Annotated in this window: 14 protein-coding genes, 1 pseudogene and 1 other annotated feature; of the genes and pseudogenes, 2 read left to right on the forward strand and 13 right to left on the reverse strand. The window is 25.0% G+C overall.

Annotated features, from left to right (window positions below; genetic code table 4):
* Positions 1-510 precede the first annotated feature (510 nt).
* Positions 511-825 (forward strand): hypothetical protein, encoded by a 315-nt coding sequence (locus tag HF996_RS02590; protein WP_168910069.1) that lies wholly within the window; start codon positions 511-513, stop codon positions 823-825.
* A 167-nt stretch (positions 826-992) separates the two neighbouring features.
* On the opposite strand, the gene HF996_RS02595 is transcribed toward HF996_RS02590, so the two are convergent.
* The 7 genes from HF996_RS02595 to HF996_RS02625 all read right to left on the reverse strand — a co-directional run bounded on the left by HF996_RS02595 (position 993) and on the right by HF996_RS02625 (position 16,482).
* Positions 993-2,339, reverse strand: coding sequence for an ATP-binding protein (locus tag HF996_RS02595; RefSeq protein WP_168910500.1), 1,347 nt, complete (start codon positions 2,337-2,339; stop codon positions 993-995).
* A gap of 41 nt (positions 2,340-2,380) precedes the next feature.
* Positions 2,381-5,497, reverse strand: coding sequence for a hypothetical protein (locus HF996_RS02600; RefSeq protein ID WP_168910501.1), 3,117 nt, complete (start codon positions 5,495-5,497; stop codon positions 2,381-2,383).
* A gap of 100 nt (positions 5,498-5,597) precedes the next feature.
* A complete protein-coding gene (locus HF996_RS02605; RefSeq protein WP_168910502.1) occupies positions 5,598-7,520 on the reverse strand; it encodes a DNA topoisomerase subunit B in 1,923 nt (640 codons plus the stop codon).
* 163 nt (positions 7,521-7,683) lie between these two features.
* Positions 7,684-8,496 carry a TIGR00282 family metallophosphoesterase gene (locus HF996_RS02610; RefSeq protein ID WP_168910503.1) on the reverse strand — a complete coding sequence of 271 codons (813 nt, stop codon included), beginning with the start codon at positions 8,494-8,496 and terminating at the stop codon, positions 7,684-7,686.
* 30 nt (positions 8,497-8,526) lie between these two features.
* A complete protein-coding gene (locus HF996_RS02615; protein ID WP_168910504.1) occupies positions 8,527-9,687 on the reverse strand; it encodes an HNH endonuclease domain-containing protein in 1,161 nt (386 codons plus the stop codon).
* Positions 9,688-9,857: 170 nt separating this feature from the next.
* Positions 9,858-13,277 carry a P110/LppT family adhesin N-terminal domain gene (locus HF996_RS02620; protein WP_168910505.1) on the reverse strand — a complete coding sequence of 1,140 codons (3,420 nt, stop codon included), beginning with the start codon at positions 13,275-13,277 and terminating at the stop codon, positions 9,858-9,860.
* 40 nt (positions 13,278-13,317) lie between these two features.
* Positions 13,318-16,482 carry a P97 family adhesin gene (locus HF996_RS02625; protein ID WP_168910506.1) on the reverse strand — a complete coding sequence of 1,055 codons (3,165 nt, stop codon included), beginning with the start codon at positions 16,480-16,482 and terminating at the stop codon, positions 13,318-13,320.
* Positions 16,483-16,851: 369 nt separating this feature from the next.
* Between HF996_RS02625 and HF996_RS02630 the strand changes: the two are divergent.
* Positions 16,852-18,262: pseudogene (locus HF996_RS02630) on the forward strand (IS3 family transposase).
* Positions 17,335-17,418, forward strand: a sequence feature (ribosomal frameshift element). Its footprint overlaps the pseudogene before it by 84 nt.
* Before the next feature lie 55 nt (positions 18,263-18,317).
* Here the strand turns inward: HF996_RS02630 and HF996_RS02635 are convergent.
* The 6 genes from HF996_RS02635 to HF996_RS02660 form a co-directional block, all read right to left on the reverse strand.
* Positions 18,318-19,472: an amidohydrolase family protein gene (locus tag HF996_RS02635; protein ID WP_168910507.1), complete on the reverse strand. Its 1,155-nt coding sequence runs from the start codon at positions 19,470-19,472 to the stop codon at positions 18,318-18,320.
* Between the two features lie 63 nt (positions 19,473-19,535).
* Complete coding sequence (locus HF996_RS02640; protein WP_254427692.1) at positions 19,536-20,204, reverse strand: hypothetical protein; 669 nt, start codon at positions 20,202-20,204, stop codon at positions 19,536-19,538.
* A gap of 61 nt (positions 20,205-20,265) precedes the next feature.
* Positions 20,266-20,862: a transcription termination/antitermination protein NusG gene (gene nusG, locus HF996_RS02645; protein ID WP_168910508.1), complete on the reverse strand. Its 597-nt coding sequence runs from the start codon at positions 20,860-20,862 to the stop codon at positions 20,266-20,268.
* Positions 20,863-20,872: 10 nt separating this feature from the next.
* Entirely contained in the window at positions 20,873-21,085 is a 213-nt protein-coding gene (gene secE, locus HF996_RS02650) for a preprotein translocase subunit SecE (RefSeq protein WP_168910509.1), read from the reverse strand.
* Positions 21,086-21,105: 20 nt separating this feature from the next.
* The gene (gene rpmG / locus HF996_RS02655) at positions 21,106-21,249 is read right to left on the reverse strand and encodes a 50S ribosomal protein L33 (protein WP_168910510.1); all 144 of its coding nucleotides are present in this window, start codon (positions 21,247-21,249) and stop codon (positions 21,106-21,108) included.
* A 35-nt stretch (positions 21,250-21,284) separates the two neighbouring features.
* On the reverse strand, positions 21,285-21,833 hold the full coding sequence (locus tag HF996_RS02660; RefSeq protein WP_168910511.1) for a sigma-70 family RNA polymerase sigma factor: 549 nt from the start codon (positions 21,831-21,833) through the stop codon (positions 21,285-21,287).
* Between the last annotated feature and the right edge of the window lie 4 nt (positions 21,834-21,837).

The following is a 21,837-nucleotide window of genomic DNA, read 5'->3' on the forward strand; positions in this document are numbered from 1 at the left end:
AGTCTAATTTAAAGTCTAATTTAAAGTCTAATTTAAAGTCTAATTTAAAGTCTAATTTAAAGTCTAATTTAAAGTCTAATTTAAAGTCTAATTTAAAGTCTAATTTAAAGTCTAATTTAAAGTCTAATTTAAAGTCTAATTTAAAGTCTAATTTAAAGTCTAATTTAAAGTCTAATTTAAAGTCTAATTTATTAATATATAATTATAAATTTTTTAACAAAAAATTATTTATTTTGAAGAAAAATGAAGGAATTTTTATAAAAATTTGTTTAAAGTATCATTTAAAGTATCATTTAAAGTATCATTTAAAGTATCATTTAAAGTATCATTTAAAGTATCATTTAAAGTATCATTTAAAGTATCATTTAAAGTATCATTTAAAGTATCATTTAAAGTATCATTTAAAGTATCATTTAAAGTATCATTTATATAATATATAATTATAATTTTTTAACAAAAATTATTTATTTTGAAGAAAAATGAAGGAATTTTTATAAAAATTCATTTATTGTGCCATTTATTGTGCCATTTATTGTGCCATTTATTGTGCCATTTATTGTGCCATTTATTGTGCCATTTATTGTGCCATTTATTGTGCCATTTATTGTGCCATTTATTGTGCCATTTATTGTGCCATTTATTGTGCCATTTATTGTGCCATTTATTGTGCCATTTATTGTGCCATTTATTGTGCCATTTATTGTGCCATTTATTGTGCCATTTATTGTGCCATTTATTGTGCCATTTATTGTGCCATTTATTGTGCCATTTATTGTGCCATTTATTGTGCCATTTATTGTGCCATTTATTGTGCCATTTATATAATATATAATTATAATTTTTTTAACAAAAAATTATTTATTTTGAAGAAAAATGAAGGAATTTTTATAAAAAAATAATTTAAAACGCTGTTTAAAGTGTTATTTTTATAATATATAATAATAATTTTTTATATAAAAATTTTTGACTTTAATGTAAAAACTAAAAATATTCTATTTATTTGTTTTAATTTTTCATTCACCTGTTTTTTTACTACCTTGCCTTTGAATTTGTCCAGATTCTTGTAGTTGTTGCAAATAACGAGTTAAAGTTCGTTTAGGAACTTTTAACTCTTGAAACATTTCATCAATAGTAATATTTGGATTTTGCTTTATTAAATCTAAAATGATTTTGTGCCTTTCTATTACTTTATCTTTAACATTATCTTTTAAATTAGTTCAATTAATATTAGTTGGCTCATAATTTCTGTTATATAAAGTTACTTTAACCATATTTGTATTAACATCAAAGTTAGGTTGTTTATCAAAATTTTTATAGCTATTAAATATTAACTCAACTCCTCTTCCTTGTTCTTCTACCAATTCTAATAAACGTAAAATTTGAGCAATGCCTTTATTTCTTCTGTTATTTACACCATGTTTAATTTGTTCTAGTGTTAAATTTTCTACTAAGCTTCCTGGTGAGTAAATTTCTACTCTATCATCAAAAAAACTAATTGTTATATCTGAATTTATAATACTATAATCTCTATGACAAAACGCGTTTAATATCGCTTCTCTTAATGCTTCTGTTGGATAATCTCTAACTTCTAATCTAGTATAACTTGGAAAAGTAGCTTTTGTTTTGTTGTAAATTTCTATAGTTTTTAGTATTGTATCAATTTGTTCTAATATTGAACCTGATAAATCTGCTTTATCTAAAAAAATTTCTTTTGTAAGTCCTTGATAATATGCTATTTTTGTAATAATCTGACACTGATCACTAAAATACAATGCAATGTTGTTATATTTACCATCATCATTTATTAAAGATAGTTTTTTAGGGTTAAACTTTATGTTTAGTTTTTCTAAAGCTTTTTTTAAGTAATTGAAAGTTAAATCTGTTCTTTCGATAGACTTTTTTTCAAAATAATATGGCTCAGAGTTTAAAAACATTCTCCCTATTTGTTCTAAACTTGCACGTTGAGTGGTGCTACCCATTCGAACAAAGAATTCAGGACTAGAATTACTTAAAGAATAAGGCTTTTGTTTTCCTTCTTTGACTGTAATTTTAAAAGGAATTGTGCTGCTATCTCAACTTATAAGATCATAACCATCATTAGAAAGTTGAGATTTTCACATAGATAGTTTATCTATTCACGTTTGTTTTATCTTATCATCAATTTGCTGGTTAATACAACGGGTTTCATCATCAACACCTAAATAAATTATTCCACCATTTGTATTTAAAAAAGCCAAAATAGTTCTTACTACTTTATTATTTATTTCTTGTTTGTATTCTACATTTGTATCTTCTATTTGTTGCATTTTTTTACAAATATTTTCTTGATTTTTCTTCATTTTAACTCCTACAGTATTTGGTATTTTTATTTTATAATAATTTATTTATTTTCTTTTGCTGTAGTTGTTAAGAAAATATCATGAATACTTACATAGTCAACATTATGTTTACTTGGAAAGACAATTTCAATTTGGTTTATAAATTCATTTACATCAAAAGTATATGTAATCATTGACTTATCTTTTGATCAAATAGGTTGTTGTTTTATACTTAATTTTGTTTGTTTTCCATCTTTATTAGTTACATTAACTACAAAAGGGTCTTTAATGTATTTATCTAATCCTGCTTTAGCTGGTCAGAAATAACTAGGATCATTTTTAAATTTAAGTTTTATTTGTCCAACAAAATTTCTCTTTTCTGATTTTGGTTTTACAAAAAATTTGATATCTTCTGAACCTGGTCAAGCAAATCAATAATAACCGTTTAAAAAGACATTTTCAGGTTTGTAATATTGTAATCATCAACTACCAAATTGTGTAGCACTAGCTATTCAATGTTTAGTTAATTCTTTGTCATCGATAATTTTGTTCAAGTTTTTTCAATCATGTTCATAAAATCTTGTGTTTGCTAAATAGTTAATGTTATATTTTATTTTTAATTGTCCACTTTGATTATTAACTATTTGGAAATAAAAAGAATCTAAAAGTTTTTTGTATTTTTCATCTACCAAATTTGTAATAATTTCTTGATTTACAAAAGATGGAAGTAATTTATCTGAAAGTTTGTTTAATTCTTCTTTTACTTTATTTTCGATTACTTCTAAAGTTTCAATATCCAAGACTTTATTTTTATTTGAAAGTTGAATTTCTTTAGGTTTTGAAAAATTTTCATCTTTTGCAAGTAATAATTTTTCAATTAAGTATTTACCTTTTTGATTAAAAATTGAAGAAATAGTAATATCTAATTTATTTTGTTCTTTATTAAATAAAAAGCTGTTATTTTTCTCAGTTTTTATTTGCTTTTCTTGTTGATTTTCTTGATTTTTCAAGACTAATTTAAATTTATTTTTGTTTAAATCTAAATTTGTATCTAAACTAATATTTAATTTACCTGTCTTTGTATCAATATCAGAAATTTGTTTAATTTCTAATTTATTTTCAAAAACTCAAGGTGTGAAAAGATTAAAACTAGCAACGGCTGTATCTTGATTTGTTAAATCATATACATCAATTTTGTTTACTCGATATTTTTTATTTAATTCTAAATTTGAAAAAGTTAAATTCACTTCATTTTTGAAGCTATTTTGGTCAATTGTGGCTTCTGTAGTTAATGTTTTATCTTTGTTGGAATCATCAAAGTAATAAACTTTTATTTTTTTATTTTGACTAAAATCTACTTTTGAATTTTTTAGATGATTATTTACAACAATTTTTGCATCTACAGAATCAAAAGTCCTTGATTTTACTTCAAAATTAGAAAAAGTTTGAGAAATTATTAATGAATCACTTATATTAAAATCCCTAACTGGAAAACTTGTTTTTTGCTTTGAATTATCAAGTTTTTCTAAAGTTAAAAATTTGAGAGTATATTCTTTGTTTACTTCTAAATCTTTAAGATCTAGTGTATATTCTAAAACTTTAGGATCTTTTAGTTCTACAAAAGAAGTCTGCGCAATTTTATTATCACTAGAATGGTATTCTAATGACAACTTATTATTTAAATATAAATCTGATAATTTAGAAAACTTTAATTTTATTTTGTATGAAGAGTGTTTGTCAGTTAATTTTTGTGGATCTACTTCTCTTTGTAAAGTTATTTTTACATCTTCTTCGTTTATAAAACTAATATTTTGTGCAAAATCTTGTTTGTTATAAATTACATTGTCATTGTTTTTACCTACATTTTCTAAAGCTTTTGTAGGTTTTAAAACAAATTTTATTTTATCTAATGTATAAATAGAATTTGCAGTTAGATTAGAAACAACAAACTCAATTTTGTATTTATTATTTGCATCTTTAGTAATTTTAGCTTTAGATTCGATTTTTTTATCTTGTGATTCAAAAGAAACTAAAACTTCTTGATTATCTTCAAGAATATTATCTTCACTATTTAAAAAAATATTAATTTTATATTCATTTTCCTTCATTTTTGAAGCTAAATTTGAAAAATCAAAGCTAATTGCTTTGGTTTTTGTAATAAAAGTTTTTATTAATTCAGTAGGTAAATATATTGGTTTTTTTATTTCAGTATCTAGGTAAGTAAGAGAATTGATTTTATATTCAGAATTTGAATCTAAATTGTTTAAATTAAATACTAATTTACTATTATTTATAGTAGAAATAGCTTCTTTTTGTGTGTTGTTTTTAAGATTTAAAATAGATAATTTTACTTCTTTTTCTGAAACAATTTGATTATTTTGTGCTAATGTAAATTCTACATTCGCAGATGTAGAACCAATATTATAAAAATTTACATTACTTACTGTAGTAAATGCATTTTCAACATCTGATTGTTGTGAATGATTTTGATTTGTTGAAGTGGAAGAAAATACAAAATAAATTTCCCAATTTTTTAAATTAATTAAGATATTATCTTGTTTAACAGATGTTAGTTTAAAAATTCCTATTGTATTAAAAGACTTTTGTTTTAATCTAATAATTCCATTGGCATCTGAATGCTCAGAAAATTGAATTAACTTATGATTGTTTTGATCCTCAAAAGTAAGTTGTACTTGTTTATTTGCAGATAATTCTTTATTTAATTCAATTTCTTGTGGTTCAATATTATTATTTTTTCAAGCAATATTTCTTAGGTTAATTTGAGGTTCTATTTTTAAAATTAATTCAGTAGCTTTTTCATCTTCATAAATGCCTGTTAGTAAAAAATCTGATCTAACAAATTCTTTTGTAACTGAAGGATAATAAATAATAGCCTCTGCATTTTCATCTACAGAAGAAAGTTCAATTTTTGGAAGAAATGAATTTGGATGTTCAAATTTAGCAAATACTGTTTTATTTGCATATTTAGCACCTAATTTGATTTTTGCTGCTATATCGAAAGAACCATTATTTTCTCTTTGTCTATATTCTAGTTTATATTGTTTATTTTTAGCAATAGAATTTTTATAAGATAAAGGCACTGCAATAGATACAGTTATTACAAAGAAGATAACAACTGCTAAAATAATAGTTAAAAGTTTTTTTCTTGATATTTTCATGAGCAATTCCCCTGTTTTTATTTTTGTTGTAATAATATACACTAAAAAATAAAAATTACAACAATTTTGCTCGTTGTAATTTGTTGGCTGTAATAAATTATTAAAAATCTAGATTTTTTGCGTATTTGGCATTTTCTTCTATAAATAATTTTCTTGGGGTAACATCTGTTCCCATTAGTTCTTCAAATACTTGTGTTGCAATTATAGCATCTTGAATTTGAACTTGCATCATTTTTCTAGTTTTAGGATCCATTGTGGTTTCTCAGAGTTGGTCTGGATTCATCTCTCCAAGACCTTTATATCTTTGAATAGTTACTTTTTGATTATCAAATTCTTTTTGGATTATTTCTTCTTTTTGTTTATCAGAATATGCATAAATAACTTTTTTATTAGCAGAAATTTTATAAAGTGGAGGTTGAGCTATGTAGATAAAACCATATTCAATTAAAGGTTTGAAAAATCTGTATAAAAAAGTTAAAAGTAAAGTTCTAATATGTGAACCATCTGAATCAGCATCTGTCATAATAATAATTTTGTAATAACGAATTTTATTGATATTAAATTCAGCACCAATTCCAGTACCAAAAGCCGTAATTAAAGATAAAATCTCTTCGTTTTTTAGCACTTTTTCAAAATTAGTTTTTTGAGAATTAATTACTTTACCTCTAAGTGGTAATATAGCTTGAAAATGACGATCACGACCCATTTTGGCACTACCACCAGCTGAATTACCCTCAACTATATATAGCTCACTAATTTGTGCGTCTTTAGTTGTACAATCAGCCAGTTTGCCTGGTAATGAGTTAATTTCAAATGGTGATTTTCTTTTGATTGCTTCACGAGCAGATTCAGCTGCTTTTCTTGCTTTTTGTGATAATAAATTACGTTCAATAATTTTTCTTGCTTGATCTGGATTTTCAGCTAAATATCTTTCGAATACTTCGGAAAAAATTTTATTAACAGCTGGACGAACTTCTTTGTTGTTTAATTTACCTTTGGTTTGACCCTCGAAAATTGGATTTGAATGTTTAATTGATACAACAACATACATTCCATCTTTAATATCTTCTCGGGAAAATTTTTCTTGTTCAGATTTAAAGAATTTATTTTCTAAAGCATAGTTATTTAAGATTCTAGAAAGTGAATCAAATAAACCAGTTTCATGAGTTCCACCTTCACGGTTGTAGATATTGTTAGTATAAGCTAAAACTTCTGATCTATCTTCTTTTACATACTGTAAAGAAATTTCTGCTTTTGTGTGATACTCTTCAGTAGAAATTTCACCTTCAGCATAAATAATTTCATTATGTACTTTTTCTGAGCCTTTAGTTAACTCGCTAACGTAATCTACAATTCCACCTTCAAATAAAAATTCTTTAGAAAAATTGTTTCTCTGATCTTTAACAATAAATTTTAAGTTTTTAGTTAAATATGCGGTTTGCTTTAGTCTATCTAAAATAATGTCTAAACGAAATTCGTTTGGTTCCATAATAGTAAAATCAGGTTTAAACATTATAGTTGTTCCGGTTGAATTATCAGCTACAGTATCTATTACAGATAAGTCTGCTAATTTTTTTCCTCCGTCAACAAATTCTTGGAAGTAAAGCTTACCATCTCTTTTGATTCATACTTTTAAATTTGCACTTAAGGCATTTACAACTGAAGCCCCAACTCCATGAAGACCACCAGAAACCTTATAGGAACTACCATCGAATTTACCACCAGCGTGTAATATAGTTAAAACTACTTCAGCAGCTGAAACATTGTGTTTTGGATGAATACCTACAGGAATTCCACGTCCGTTATCAGTTACTTTTACATATCCGTCGGTTGTAATTTCTACTTCTATTGTATTTGCATAACCAGCAAGAGCCTCATCAACTGCATTATCTACTATTTCCCAGATTAGATGGTGTAATGGTAATATTCCAGTTCCACCGATATACATACCTGGTCTTTTTCTAACAGGCTCAAGACCTTCTAGGGTCTGAATACTATCTGCTTCATAATTTTTACTTGTCATTTTGTTTCCTAACTACTAATTGTAACTAGTGCTTATAATATTTTTAAATTATACCATTTTTTTGCTTTTGTACAAGTTCGCAGACTAAAAATTTCGCTGTTTGTCTTTTGTTTTGGAGCTTAATTATACAAAAAAATACTCTAATGCAAAGAGTATTTTTGAATTAATTTATGTCTTCCATAATGTTGATGACTTCTATTTGTTGATTATCTAATTTAGTATTCAACTTCAAAACAACAGCATTAAATTGTGAATAATTATTTGATGCTGTAAATTTAATCATCTTATCATAACGCATTTTTTGATAGACCTTTAAAAAATCAGCTCCGATTGCTTCGTTTCTTGGTCCTGTCATACCAACATCTGTTATGTATAATGTTCCTTGAGATAATTTTCTTCCATCTGAAGTTTGTACGTGTGTATGAGTTCCTACAATTGCATTTATTTTACCATTTAAATAAATGGACAACACATTTTTTTCAGATGTAGTTTCAGCATGAAAATCAACTAAATGAAAGTCAGCTTTATCTTCTAAAACCACTTCATCAATGGCATCAAAGAAATTATCTGCATAATCTTGTTTCCAAGGTTTTATTAGACCATTAAATGAAATACCTAAAAGTGATGTGATTCTAAAATTTAAATTGTTTTTTTGAAAAACTACACTTCCGTATCCTGGATAATCAAGGCCATTAATGTTTAATGGTCGCACAATATCGTTATTATTAATAATTTTTAAAATTTCTGGATTAGATCAGACATGGTTACCTAAAGTAAACACATCAACACCAGCTTCTTTTAGTTCTAAATAGTCTTTTTCATTAAGTCCTTTTCGTCCTGAGACGTTTTCTCCTTGAACTACAACTAAATCAAAATTGTATTTTTGATTCAAGACTGGAAAATGTTTTTTAAAGCTGGCAATCCCTGCTTTAGAAAAAATATCACCGACGAATAGAACTGTTGCTGATTTTATCATATTTTCTCTCTTTTATTTTTTTTTTTTTTTTTAATATGGCTGTTTTAATCAAAACCACTTTGTATTTTTATCTGTATTTCATTGATTTACATCCAGATTATAAATTAAAGATAATGAGTTTTTAATTTCTTTTGCAACTAAAAGATGTGTATTTTCAAAAGTATGTCCATTTGCTAATAATGATTCATAAGATCTGAAAAATAAAGAAAAAATATTGGATTTAAAATTTCTTAAATCATTAATATTTATTGATTGAATGTTTCAAAATATTGGAAATTTTTTGAGTAAAAATTTTTCTTTGTCTTGTTCAAGAGTAGATAAGGTATCAATGATGTTTAAGAATATATTGTTAAAATTTGTGTTTAAACTAAAACTATGTTTCACTAATATATTTAAATATTTTAATTCTGTACCAGAAAATTTTTGATCACAAAAATAATATTTAATTTGTAAATTATTTTTTAAAAATGCCTCTTCAATTAAATTTAAATGATTAAAATTAAATTCTTTTTCAATAATCATTGAAAAAATATGAAATTGGTTTTTATATGAATTTAAAAGTTCTTTTGTAGTTAGTATAGGTTTTAAAGAGCTTTGATTTTCTTGTTTAATTTTTACTAATGCAGTAGAAGTAGAAGAAGTAGAAGTTTTATTTTCTATTTTTTCATTTTTTAAATTTTTGTTATTAGTGTTATTAGTGTTATTAGTGTTATTGGTTGTTTGATTTTGTTTTTTTGTTTTCGAAGTTTTAAGAAGTGATTCTACTTCTATTTGTTTATCTGATAATTTGTGATCAAATAAAACTATTTCTAATTTTTTTTCTTTTCTTTTAGTTGAATTTGGGGTATAAGGACTAATTATCACTTTTCATTTTACTTTGTTAGCGACAAAAGAAAGTTCATTTCCTTTTTCTTCATTTGTTTTCCGATGAACAGGTTGTAGATTTTTTTCTGAATTTTTAAATGATTTGATTAATGATATTTGTGATTTATTTATGTTTTCAAATACATTTTGAGGAATAATGTGGTCAATGTCTCATAAACCTGGATATTGTGAATAGTCTTCTTCAGAAACTGTAGATGATTTTTTATGATCTTTAATTATTTCTCTGCCTGCAAAATCCAAACAAGGTTTTTTGTTTATACAATACTCATCGAATATTCTATCTTTTGTTTTTGCTCTCATAGCCATATAAATTGTTACCTTTTTATTCTATAAATATATATAATAAATTACATTGTTTAAAATATTTATTTATCATAATAAATATATAAAATTATAAATTATTATAATTTTTTAATAATAAAAAGATAACAAAAAATCAAGCAAGTGCTTGATTTTTTGATTATTTATAAATATTATTATTTTAAGAAGGTTTGTTTGAAACTATCAAGTGCTTCTTGTTTTCCTTTTTCATCTATATTTTTAAATACAGCCATACCTTGTAAGATAATGGAAGTTCCACCTTTGGAGAAACCTCATTTACTTAAATTTTGTTTTTCATTTTGTTTAAGATGGGATAATTGTTTGTGAGCTCAAGCATTTCAATCTGATCAATCTTCTACTTTTTCAATCGCTCTACTTCCGATTACTGAAAAATCAATTCCTCTTGTAAAGATATTAAATACAGCTTTATCATCTTTATTTTGGAAGTTTAAATTTCCACCTTTTAATGTAAAATCATATTCTTGTATATCTTTATCATTTCTATAAACTAAATATTTAAAATTAATGGATGGATCTTCAATAGTGTTTAAATTGTTTGGTCTAATTCCAGATTTTAAATTAATTTGTAAAATAACTTTAGAAAGTGAATTATCTAAGTAAAGATTATCAAATCCTGAATTTTCTTTTGAAGCTTCAGAATAAAATTTATTTTTTTCAAACACAGATTTAGAAAGTTGTTGTTCTTCTCCAATATCTTGTTTTTGTTTATCTCAAGGACCATATTTAGGTAAACTAAAGCTACTATCAGTTAATGGAACTAATTTATCTTCATCACTATTAGAAGTTTCATCTGTAATAATTGCAGGAGAAATTTTATCTAAATTATTAGTAGAACCTTTAAAATTTATAGTCCCTAAAATTACAGCTCTAGTTCCTGAATTTCAAGGATAACTAAATTGTAATCCATTTCATATTTTTCTAACTTGATCTCTATTTTTTTGTGCTAGATTTGCAGCAGCAAAATATTCTAATCCTAATACATAAGTTTGTAAATTATCTTTACCTGATAAAGTTTCAGTTGATTTTACTTTTTGTAAAAATACTGATACTCTACCGTAAGAAGCATTATCTAGTGTATTTAATAAATAAATTCTTTTATTACCTTGTTTTTCAAGTTCATATGGAGTAAATGCTAGAAGTATTGAACCATCATAAACAGATGATTCTGCAACTTTGGTATTTTTTGCTATATAAGGTGCAATGTTTTCTTTTGTAGCTGAATTATCACCTTTAGGGTCTAAATTTACATCAATGTCTTTTTTAACTTGTGAGTCTTTTTCAAAATTTCAACTACTTGTTTTTAAATTTAGTTGTGAATCTTGTAATAAAATACCTTTAACTGATGGAGTTTTAACAAAGTAAGAATCTTTTGTAGATTTGACAGATGAATATTTTAAGCTATTAATATCTGTTTTAATATAACCACCAGTACGTTGTCAATTTTGATTAATACTATAAGTTAAATCAACTGCATCTGGAGTATAAGTAATATTATCGTTTACCAAGGAAGAAACTGATTTTACTTTACTAATTTCAGAATCTTTAGGATTGATGAATTTTTTGGAAAGTTTATCACTAATTGTTATAGGTTTTTCTGTCTCAACTGCTGAAGTTGCATCTATAAATAGTTGTGCTCCATATTTTTTAGCCACTTCATATGCTGGAGAATCGTTTACAAATCCTTTAATTGCAATTGTTTTTGTAGCTAGAACTTCTTCTGGTTTTGTAGAATCAACTAAAGTTGTAATAATTAAAACTTGTTGTGTATTTTGATCTAATTTAAAATCAAATTTTGCAACTGTTGTTGCTGGAACTTCATCTGTAGGAATTGTCTGACCAAGAGCAAATACTCTAGAAATTGCAGTTGCATCTTCTTTAGATAAAATAGTTTCTAGATATTCTAATAAATGTCTTTCAATTGCTGAAGTTAGTTTTTGATCTTTGGATGCAAATACTTCATTTAAAGTCATTAATTTATATGCTACAGATTCTGTTGTTGTTGTTGTACTTGTTGTTGTACTTGTTGTTGTAGTATCTTGTGAAGCTTGTGGGTCTGCTTGTGTTTTTTTAGCATCAGCTTCTTTTTGATCTTCAACAATACGAGCTGGAATTAATTTATTAAGGTTTGCAATTATATCAGAACCAAATGTAGTTAGATTATTTTTTTCTAATGAAAATTCACTTACTTGATCATCTTTAGCTAAAACAATTGAATCACCTTCACCAGTAGTTGGATGTAGCGCTTGGTCTAATACTCTATCATATTGAGATTGGAAGAGTTTTAAATTAAATTTACCTAATTCTAATGTTTTTGCTGTAGAACTTGTTTGAGTATCAGTTTGTTGTGGATCGCTAGTTTTATCAGAAATTTCTAATTTAACATCTACTGAAGCTTTTCCTGTTTTTTGAACTAAGCTTTGTTCTTTATCAAAAGTAAAGATAAGTTTTAAAGAATTGTTTTTAAATTCTTCTGCTAAGTTAGTACCTAATTTAGAAGCTTCTAAAGTTACTTCTTTTTTTAGTTGTTCATCAGTTAATGATTTAAAGATATTAGAAATTAAATTTCTTTTGTCTTTAAATTCATTTTCTTTAGCTTTAGTTATAAAGTCAGTAAGTTCTGATAAAGTAACTAATTGAGCTGGATTTGTATTTAAAATTTGTTGAATTGCTTTAGCTTGTTTATCTCTTGAATTTAAGTTTTCAACACTTACTCTTCGAGAAATAGCTTGTGCATTAGTTGTATTTTTTGGTGTTAATTTTAATAATAAACTTAAAGTACCTTTATCATCATCTTGCTGTATTGAACTTTGTGCTTGTTCTACTTCTAAGTTGTAATTGTCTACAAATACTGGAACATTTTGAGCATCTACTAAACTTAATTTTGTAAATTCTTTTAATTTCTCTAAATTAGGTTTATTATCAGAAGATGAATTTAAAGAATTAGTTAATTGTGAAACAAATTCAGATGGAAGTAAGTTTTGTTTAGATTCTAAAGCAATTAATTTTGAATTAGATGAAAAACTAAATTCTGATTTATTTGGATTAGTTGAAAATCCTGATAGACCAGCTTTTATTTCAAAGAATTGACCTTTATTTCTTGCATCTGTTGTATTTGAAAAAACAATAAATTTAAGATCTTTAATTGTTGTTCCAGCAGCTGTAGAAACTGGAAATTGATCTGTTTTTTCTGTTTCTACTACAGTTCTTACTTCAAAATCTAATCCTTTTTCTTTTAGTTTTGATTTTGAAGCATCATCAATAGCATCTATTAATTCAAATGAATATGTTTTGTTATTGTGTAATTCTAATGCGTCAGATGCACTTAATTTTGTAAATTCTGGTTTTAGTTTAAATGAAGCTATTATATTTTCAACATCAGCTTTGGTAACTGCTGTATTTGAATCTTGTAATTGAATTATTTTTGAATCTGCTGTTGTACGTTGTGCTAGTTTTCTGGCTTTAGCTGTAAGACCAACTGCTGTTGATGTAACTACTAATACACCTAAATAAACAACAGCACCTAGAACTAATAAAACTTTTTTATTTTTTATCATAATTTTTCCTTTATTTAAATTTAAATGTTGTTATTTATTGTTATTTGTTCATTGTTTTCTTAATTTTATCTAAACCTAAAATTCTATAAACAACTGGCTCACTAGATAAAATTCATTTAGGTTCTGCTTTAGTTTGTTGAGTTTGTGCTTGTGGATTATTATTATTTGCACCATTTGAACCTGGGGTTACATCTGGAGTAGGTGCTGCTGGAGCTGCTTTTTTAGCTTCTTGTTCTTTTACTCAAGCAGGATCTAATTTAGCTAGATAGAATCTTAAACTTAATTGGTTAAAGTCGGTTCTGTTGTTTAAGAATCCACCTTGTTGATAAGCTAATTTAACATCGCTTCCAATGTAAGCTTTTAGTGAATCAAGAGCTTTTTGTCCAAAGTATTCAACAAATTTGTCTTCTACTTGTTTTCCAGTTTCGTCTGTATTTTTGATTTCTTGTTTGAAGTCTTTGTATCTTTCATCACTGAATTTATTTTGTTCTTCAGCTAGTTTATTTTGTTGAGCTTCACCTAATGAACTACCTTGGAATGTAGTTTCAGTTTGTGGAATTGTTTTTACTAATTTGTTTAATTCTTGTTGAATTGCAAAGTCTTCTGAATTTAGAGTTGCAACTTTTAGATTAATTCCAACTTTAGCTGTTTTATAAACTGCATTACCTAATTCACCATTTTCTTGTGGTACATAGAATTCATATCAGTAGTTTAATGTTAAAGTATCTTCAGCTTTGTTTTTAACTTCGTCATCTTTAGCAATTTCAAATTTAATTTTAGATTTTCAAGTAGATCCTAATGATCTATAACCTTGGAAGTTATTTTCTAAAGCAGCTTTTACAAAAAATGCTTTTACAAAATCATCTTCAGATAATATTTCTGTTTGTTTATCAGTATTTGTAGTACCTTGTTGATCTTCTAAATACACACCATTTAATGAATAATCTTTTCAAGTAACATTATCTTTTTTAATTTTTTCAATAAATTCATCACCTAAAACAGATTTGAAGTATTTTTGAACTTGTGAAGAAACAAAGTCTTTAGTAGTATTTTTAGTAAATTGTCCAAGAGGGAAGATTGAAAGATCTTCATTGTCTAAAAATTGTACTTGATTTGATGAAAGTGAAACATACTTAATTTTGTTTTTCTTATCTTCGTCAGTAACTTGACCTGAACTATCAAGTCTAGCAAATCAATCTGAAATTTGTTGGAATTTTTCATAAATTGCTTTTAGATATTCTTCAACTGTTTTATTATCTAAAGTTAATAAATGTGCAAAGAATTGTCCAACTTCATTATCTGTTTTAAATAAATTAATTGAATAAACTCTATTTCTTTTATCTGCACCAGTAATTTGGAATTTAACTTTTTTGTTTTTAATTTCTTCAACTGTTGGCATTTTGAAGCTATTATCAGAAGTTAGAGCATCTACTAATTCTTTTTCTGAAAATCTTATTCTTTGATAGTAGTTGTTTTTTAAAATTGATAATAATTTATCAGAATCTTGTGCTTCAACTAATTTTTTCAATTCTTCACCTGAAATAGGTACGGCTGAGTCAAATGATTTACTAATTTGATTGGTTTTTGATGGATTAAATACTAATTTACCTTCGTTTTCTGTATCAAAGCCATTTGTAGGAGCAAAAATTGCTTTTACAGTAGATAAATCGTTTAATTCTACAGTAGGATTAGGATTTTGATCTGTTGAATATTGGTTAAATTTACGTAATTTTACAAATTTAACTGGGGAAGTTTTTCCTTTGAATTTGATTGTATAAGGAACTTCAACATACAATCCATTTTCATCTCTTTTAGCTTTAGCATCTGTACCAACTGCTAGCTCAATGTCTTTATTTACAGTTTCTGATAATTCTTTATCATTAATTGCAAATTTCATTGTTTGTTTGATGAATGCTTGTAATCTTTTATTTAATGCATCTTGTTTTTCTTTATTAAGATCAATATTGTCTGCATATCATCCTGTTTTAGATTTGTAATCTTGATAATTGTTCAACATTAAAGGAGGATTATTAAATGCTCTTTGTAATGTAAGAACATCATAATCTGAGATTACTAAATCATTTTTGTGATCTTTAAAGAATGAATCTGAATCATCAGTGATTTTTTCACCATCAGCTAATGTATTATTAAAACTTTCTAAAGTTTGATACTCTGAATCTTTTACTTCATTTTTAGGATCAACTGAAGCAAACACTGCTTTATTTAGAACATCAGCTTTTGTAATAAAGATACTTTCTTTACCTTTTGCATCTTTAGAAATTGAAAGTAAATCAATGTGTTCAAAATCGGAATTTACACCAGCTGGTAATTTTGCCTTAAATGCATCTGCTAAAGAAGTTTTTAGGTATACAGTAAATACACCTTCGTTTCCTAAACTTTCAGTTGCAAATTCTTCTTTTGTATTAGGGTTTTTAATAAACTCAACTTTAAAAGTATCTTGATTGTTAATACTTTTTTGAAGACTATTAAGTGTTGTACTTAATGCAAAATATTTGTCTAATTTAGTTTTAAAATCTTCAGATGAAGTTGCAGAGTTAACATCTGTTTCAAATTCTGCTGAAAAAGTTGTAGATGGAGTAAAAGATGTTGTAGCTGAATCTTTAAATAAACTCTCAACTTCTTTTTTAATGCTGTGAGCTTTATCTAAAACTACAAATTTTGCTTGATCTAATACTCTTATTAGTTTTTCAACTACTTGTGATTCTACTTTTGTTCCATCATTAAATTCAGTTTCAACTTGGAATTTAACTAAAAAACCTTTTTGTGCATCTTCAGGTGTTACTGATAAGAATTTTACAACAGAGCTTTTTACATCTTTTAAATCTGTATTTGCATTTGCTGTTTCTTCTGGAGTTCCAAATTCTTTGTCTCCAGCCCAAACTTTAAATACATCACTTCAGTCTCTAGGTGATTCTGAACCATCTTGATCTTTTGCAGGTAATGCTGTATATGTTCCATTAGGATCTTTAGTAAAGAATCTATCTCTTACAGTTTCATATGAATCTAGTAAGGTTAAAGTTTTATCTTTGAAGGAAAGATCGCTTATGGTTTTAACTTGTTTTTGTGGAACATCAATATAATTTCTAATTCCATTTCCGGACATTGAAGAAAGCCCGACTATTAAACCAAAAACACCAACAGCAGCTGCACCTGCAGCAACTCCTATTAAAAGTTTCTTTTTCATATTTTACCTTCCATAATTTTGTTTTGTTCTATATAAGTAAATAAAAATTTATCAACTGCATTAGTTGAATTTATATAGTATTTAAAATTATTATGTTTGTATAAGTTCTGTAAAATTATAATTAATTTTTAAAAAAACAAAAAATTTTAAAAAATTTGGCTTTTTGCTTATTATTATTTATAGTATTTGTAAATTTAAATATTTGATGCATTAAATTAATTGTTTATTTAAAATTCTAATAGTTAATCAATAGTTAATATCTATAATATAAAGACTGCACAATATATAATAATTTATATGTAAAAATTAAAAAATGCTTCAAAATGAGCGGATCCCCTTTTCTTAGGAAAATAGAAAAGGGGATTTTTTATGAAATATTCATTAGAATTTAAATTAGAATGTGTAAAAAAATACAAAAAAGGAATTGAAATTAAAAAGCCCGATTTTGTTAATACAAGTCAGAAAAATTTTTAAATCAAGTAATTTTTTGAGAAAAATTTATGACAAATTAGGAGTTGAAGGACTTAAGAAAAACCACGAAATAAAAAGTGAACTATAGATCAAAGATTAAACATAGTTAAAAGATTTTTAGCTGGTGAACCAATTGTTAAAATTTCACTTGAAAATAATCTTAATCCAAGTCAAATATCTTTTTGAAAGAAAAATATTTAGAATTGGGAATTAGTGGTTTACAATTAAACAAAGGAAGACAAATAATGAAATCTAAGATTAATAATAATAAATCTACAAAAATATCAAACAATTCCGATAGTCAAGATCAATCAAATTCTTCATTATCTGTATATGAAGAACTGAAACTTCTTAGAAAAGAAAATAAACTTTTAAAAAGGAAAATGAAGCACTAAAAAGTGAAAAGCCTTGGTAGAGATCTTTGACTCAAATCAACCAAGGCAAGAAAAATAAAAACATTTATAATATAGTAAAAGCTGACAAAAACCTTCGCTTAACTCAAGTATTAAAAGAGTTTTCTATTCCTATATCTACTTTTTATTATGAACTCAAAAAGAAGATTTTGACAAGAAAAATGAAGAAATTATAAGCCAAATGAAGCTTATTTTTAAAGAAAATAAAGCAAGATATGGAAAAAGAAGAATAAAAGCTGAACTTAATAATAGAGGCTATAAAATTGGAATTAAAAAGTTCGCAGATTAATGGCAAAATTCAATCTCAAAGCAATTTGTTCTGAAGAAAATACAAATCTTACAAAGGAAGTGTTGGCAAAATTGTAGACAATATTTTAAATAGAAATTTTGTCGCAACTCAACCAAATCAAAAATGAACTACAGACATAACAGAATTTAGCGGATCATTTGGAAAAGCATATTTATCACCAATTTTAGATATGTTTAAAGGTGAAGTTATTGCTTGAGATTTGTCTACAAGCGCTAACAACCAACAAATTAGAAAAATGCTTCAAAAAGCATTTTCAAAACACAAAAATCTTGAAGGTTTAATTTTTCACAGTGATCAAGGTTGACAGTATCAACATAGACAATTCTCAGAAAAATTAAAACAAAAGGAATAATTCAGTCCATGTCCCGAAAAGGAAATTGTTTAGATAATAGCGTTATTGAATCGTTTTTGGAACATTAAAAGAGAATGTTTTTATGGTCGCGAAAAAGAATTTTTAACTTTTAAGCAACTTCACAAAGCAATTGCAAATTATATTTATTATTACAATCACAAACGAATTAAAGACAAAATAAAATGAATGTCTCCCATTAAATTTAGAGAAACATTCATTTCAAATTATAATTAATTAAAACACTTAAAAATTTTAGAAGAAAAGGGTACCACCTCAAAAATGAAGCATTTTAGAGTTTTTTATTAGTAAAATATTTGTTATTTATAAAGCTAAAAATGACGTTAAAATTTTTATCTATTAAAACAATATTAGCTGGTTTATTTTCTGCTATATCACCATATAAATGAGTTAAATTGAGTGCTTGAGCTACATTATATGAAGAGACTTTTACTAGTTGTGATCAATTAATATTGGTATTTTTCTTTAAATTTTTTAAAATTTTGTTATAACCCTTGCCAGAACCTGCTATTGTTGAGGAATTTTGAATATAAAATAAATCTGATTTTTTTTCTACTTTTAAAGGACCAAGATCATAGATGCCGTTTTTTAAACCTTTTTCAGGTAGTGAATCTGATACTATGCATATATTATCAATATCTAACATATTTAATGTAAAAGCTAATGTAGAATTTCTAATATGCAAGCCATCTGCAATTAACTCCACTAAAAAATTTTTATGCAATTTGTTTTCTAATATAAGATTCACCAGTGATTCTTGTCTTTGATTAAACATTGAACAAGCATTATAAAAATGAGTAAATCTTTTGTAGGTTGTTAATTTGTGTGTTTTAGAAAAATTAAAACAATTTGAATGTCCAATAGTAAAATCAAAGTCATTTTGGTATTTATCCAATAGTTTTGCTACATTATTTTCTGGTGCAATTGCGATTGTGGCTTTGAAATTTAAATGATTTTTTAAATATTCAAGATGTTGTTTTTTAGCTGAAATAATTAAATCTTGTTTATGTGCTCCTTTTTTTTCTTTTGAAATAAAAGGACCTTCTAAATATCAACTTAATAAAAATGATTCATAATTTTTATGTAGATAATTAAATTTTTCAGTAAATAACTTAATGTTTTTTCAAGTATCTGTGACTGTGGTTCCAAAAACTGCTGCTACACCCTCTTTTTTATGTAAATTATTTTTGTATTTTAAAAATTTAGTTAAAAAATCTATTTCATTTATTTTATTAAAAGAAAAACCATAACCTCCGTGAGTATGAGAATCGATAAATGCTGGTAATAAAATGTTGTTATTGCAGTCAATACCTACTTTTTCTGTATGTCCCTTTACTATTTTCTTTATTTTTCCTGTTTGATCTATTTCTAAATAACCTAGAAATTGTTCATCTTTGGTTGTAATTAATGCATTTTTTAATATCATAATTTCCTTTTGCATAATGATAAATTAATACTTACAAAATTTTTATTATTATGAAAAAATTTTTTAGATTTTATCATTAGCATTTATTTCAAAATACTTTGGATTTACTTTGGATTTAATAATTTGAATTAATTGTTCGTTTTTATAGCAGAATTTGTAAATTACTTGCTTATTTTTGCTATCAAATTTGTAAATTTGTTTTTTGAAACTAATAAAATTATTCTTAAAATCACTTACTAATTTGTAAGATTTTTCGATATTTCAAAATTCTGTTTTTTTATGAATAAGGTATTCAGAATCTATAACAATTTCTTCATTTTTGAAGCATTTTTTACGATAATAAGAAAAATCTACTAAATTTTTTTCTTCTATTAAAGCAAATTGATTAATTCAAATTGCTTTGTTTTTATCTTGAATAGGTTCTCACGAACAAAAATCTAAATAATATTTGGAAGATAAAGGCATTATTGTTTTAATGAATTTTTGTACTATTATTTTAGAATTTTTGCTTGTTTTTTCAATATCAATTTTTTTTATTTTAGTAAATAGAAACAAAACAATGGTTTTTGATACATTAAATTTGTTAATCAAAAAAGTAATTTGTTGTTCTGAAAGTGGTTGTTTTGGAAACTTTATAAGAAAATTTGTAATGTATTTTATAACTTGAATATGTTTATTACTTAATTTTGAAATACTACTTAATTTTCGTGTTTTTTCTTCTTTTTTCTTCATAATTTTAAAAAAATAAAACTAAAAAATAGCAAAAAATTGCTATTTTTTAGAATAAATATTATTAGTTAGAACTAGTATTATTGGAAATGAGTTTTAAATTTTTGTTTTCTATTAAAGTATCTGTTTTTCTTCCAAGAACTTCTATTTCAACAATTGAAGTATTTTTTGATAAATCAACTGAAGTAATTTTACCTATTTCTCCTATAAACGGACCTTGTATTATTTCAACAACTGAACCTTCTTTAAACGGTGAATCAACAGTGCCGTATTTTGCATATTCAGCTATTTTTTCTTTTTGTTTTTGTTCCATTTTTCTAATTTCTTTTTCTGAAACAGGAGTTGGCTTAGTTCCTTTACCAGAAGAACCGATTAATCCTGTGATATACTGTGTATTTCTTACAATAAATCAAACAGCATCATTCATTTGCATTTTAATAAAAATGTAGCCTTTATATAAATTTTCTTTTTTTTCTGAGTATTTTTCACCTCTTAGTTTTTTTTCATATTCTTTTTCACTAATGGTTGTATATTCAAACTTTTTTATTTCTTTAAAGTATTGTTCTAATCCTTCGGATTTAATTCTGTTTTTTAAAAGTTCAATTGCATTATCTTCTTTGTTTGAAATAGTTGAAATCATATATCATTTAAAATCTGTCATCATTTCCTTTTTATAATCCTACTCCTGCTTTATTTCAGAGTAAAGTTGCTATGGTTAATATTATGAAAAATAAAATAGTTGCAATAAAAACGAAAATTAACACTTTGAAATAATTTTTAGCTAAATATGAACCTGATGGTCATTTTACTCTTTTTAATTCTTTAAAAAAGTGTCTAATTCAATATTTTTTTGGTTTATTTTTCTTGTTTTTGTTTTTTAACATAAATAAAACTTTCTAACTATCTATTTTTCTTCTTTGTGTGTTGTACTAGAATTACATTTTTTACAAAACTTTTTTAAAATAAGTCTTTCATCAGAAGATTTATTTATATTGTAGTTTTTACTTTTGCATTCTATACAACTAAGTGAAACTTTTGTTTTTGGCATTATTGCATTATAACAAAAAAAATTAAGTTATAAAATTATAATACATAAGCTTGAATTTTCTTTTCAAATTTTTTTAAAATATTATTTATTTTAAACGAACTCATATTAGTTTTTAAAGAAATTTGTTTAGTTTTAAAGCCTTCAAAAAAATAATATACTAAAACGCTAAGTTCTAAATCATCTTTAATTTGAAATTTTGTCTGTAGTCACTCTTTAGGTTCTTCTTGATAATTGAAGTTGTTTAAAAAAATAGTGGAATTTGGATCTTCTATTTCTATTTCTTCAAATGTATAATTTAAAGCTAAATTTAAAACTTGATGTGACTTTGTAGTAAATTTTTTACAATAATTAATCATTAAATATTTTACTTTATAAAACAAGTATTTTTCATAACAATGGTTAAATTTTTTATCATAGTCTTCTACTATTTGAGGCAAATAGAAAAGACTGTAATTTATTAAATCATCTAAATTTAAAGGTACATTATTAAAAAGTCTAATTACGTTTTTAGCACAAATTGTAAAAATTTCTTTATGCTGATAGTAAGTTTTGGAAATTATTTTATTTCTTCGTTTTGTGTTCAAAAAC

This window comes from Mycoplasma sp. 1654_15, assembly GCF_012516495.1.
In the GTDB taxonomy this organism is placed as follows: domain Bacteria; phylum Bacillota_I; class Bacilli_A; order Mycoplasmatales; family Metamycoplasmataceae; genus Mesomycoplasma.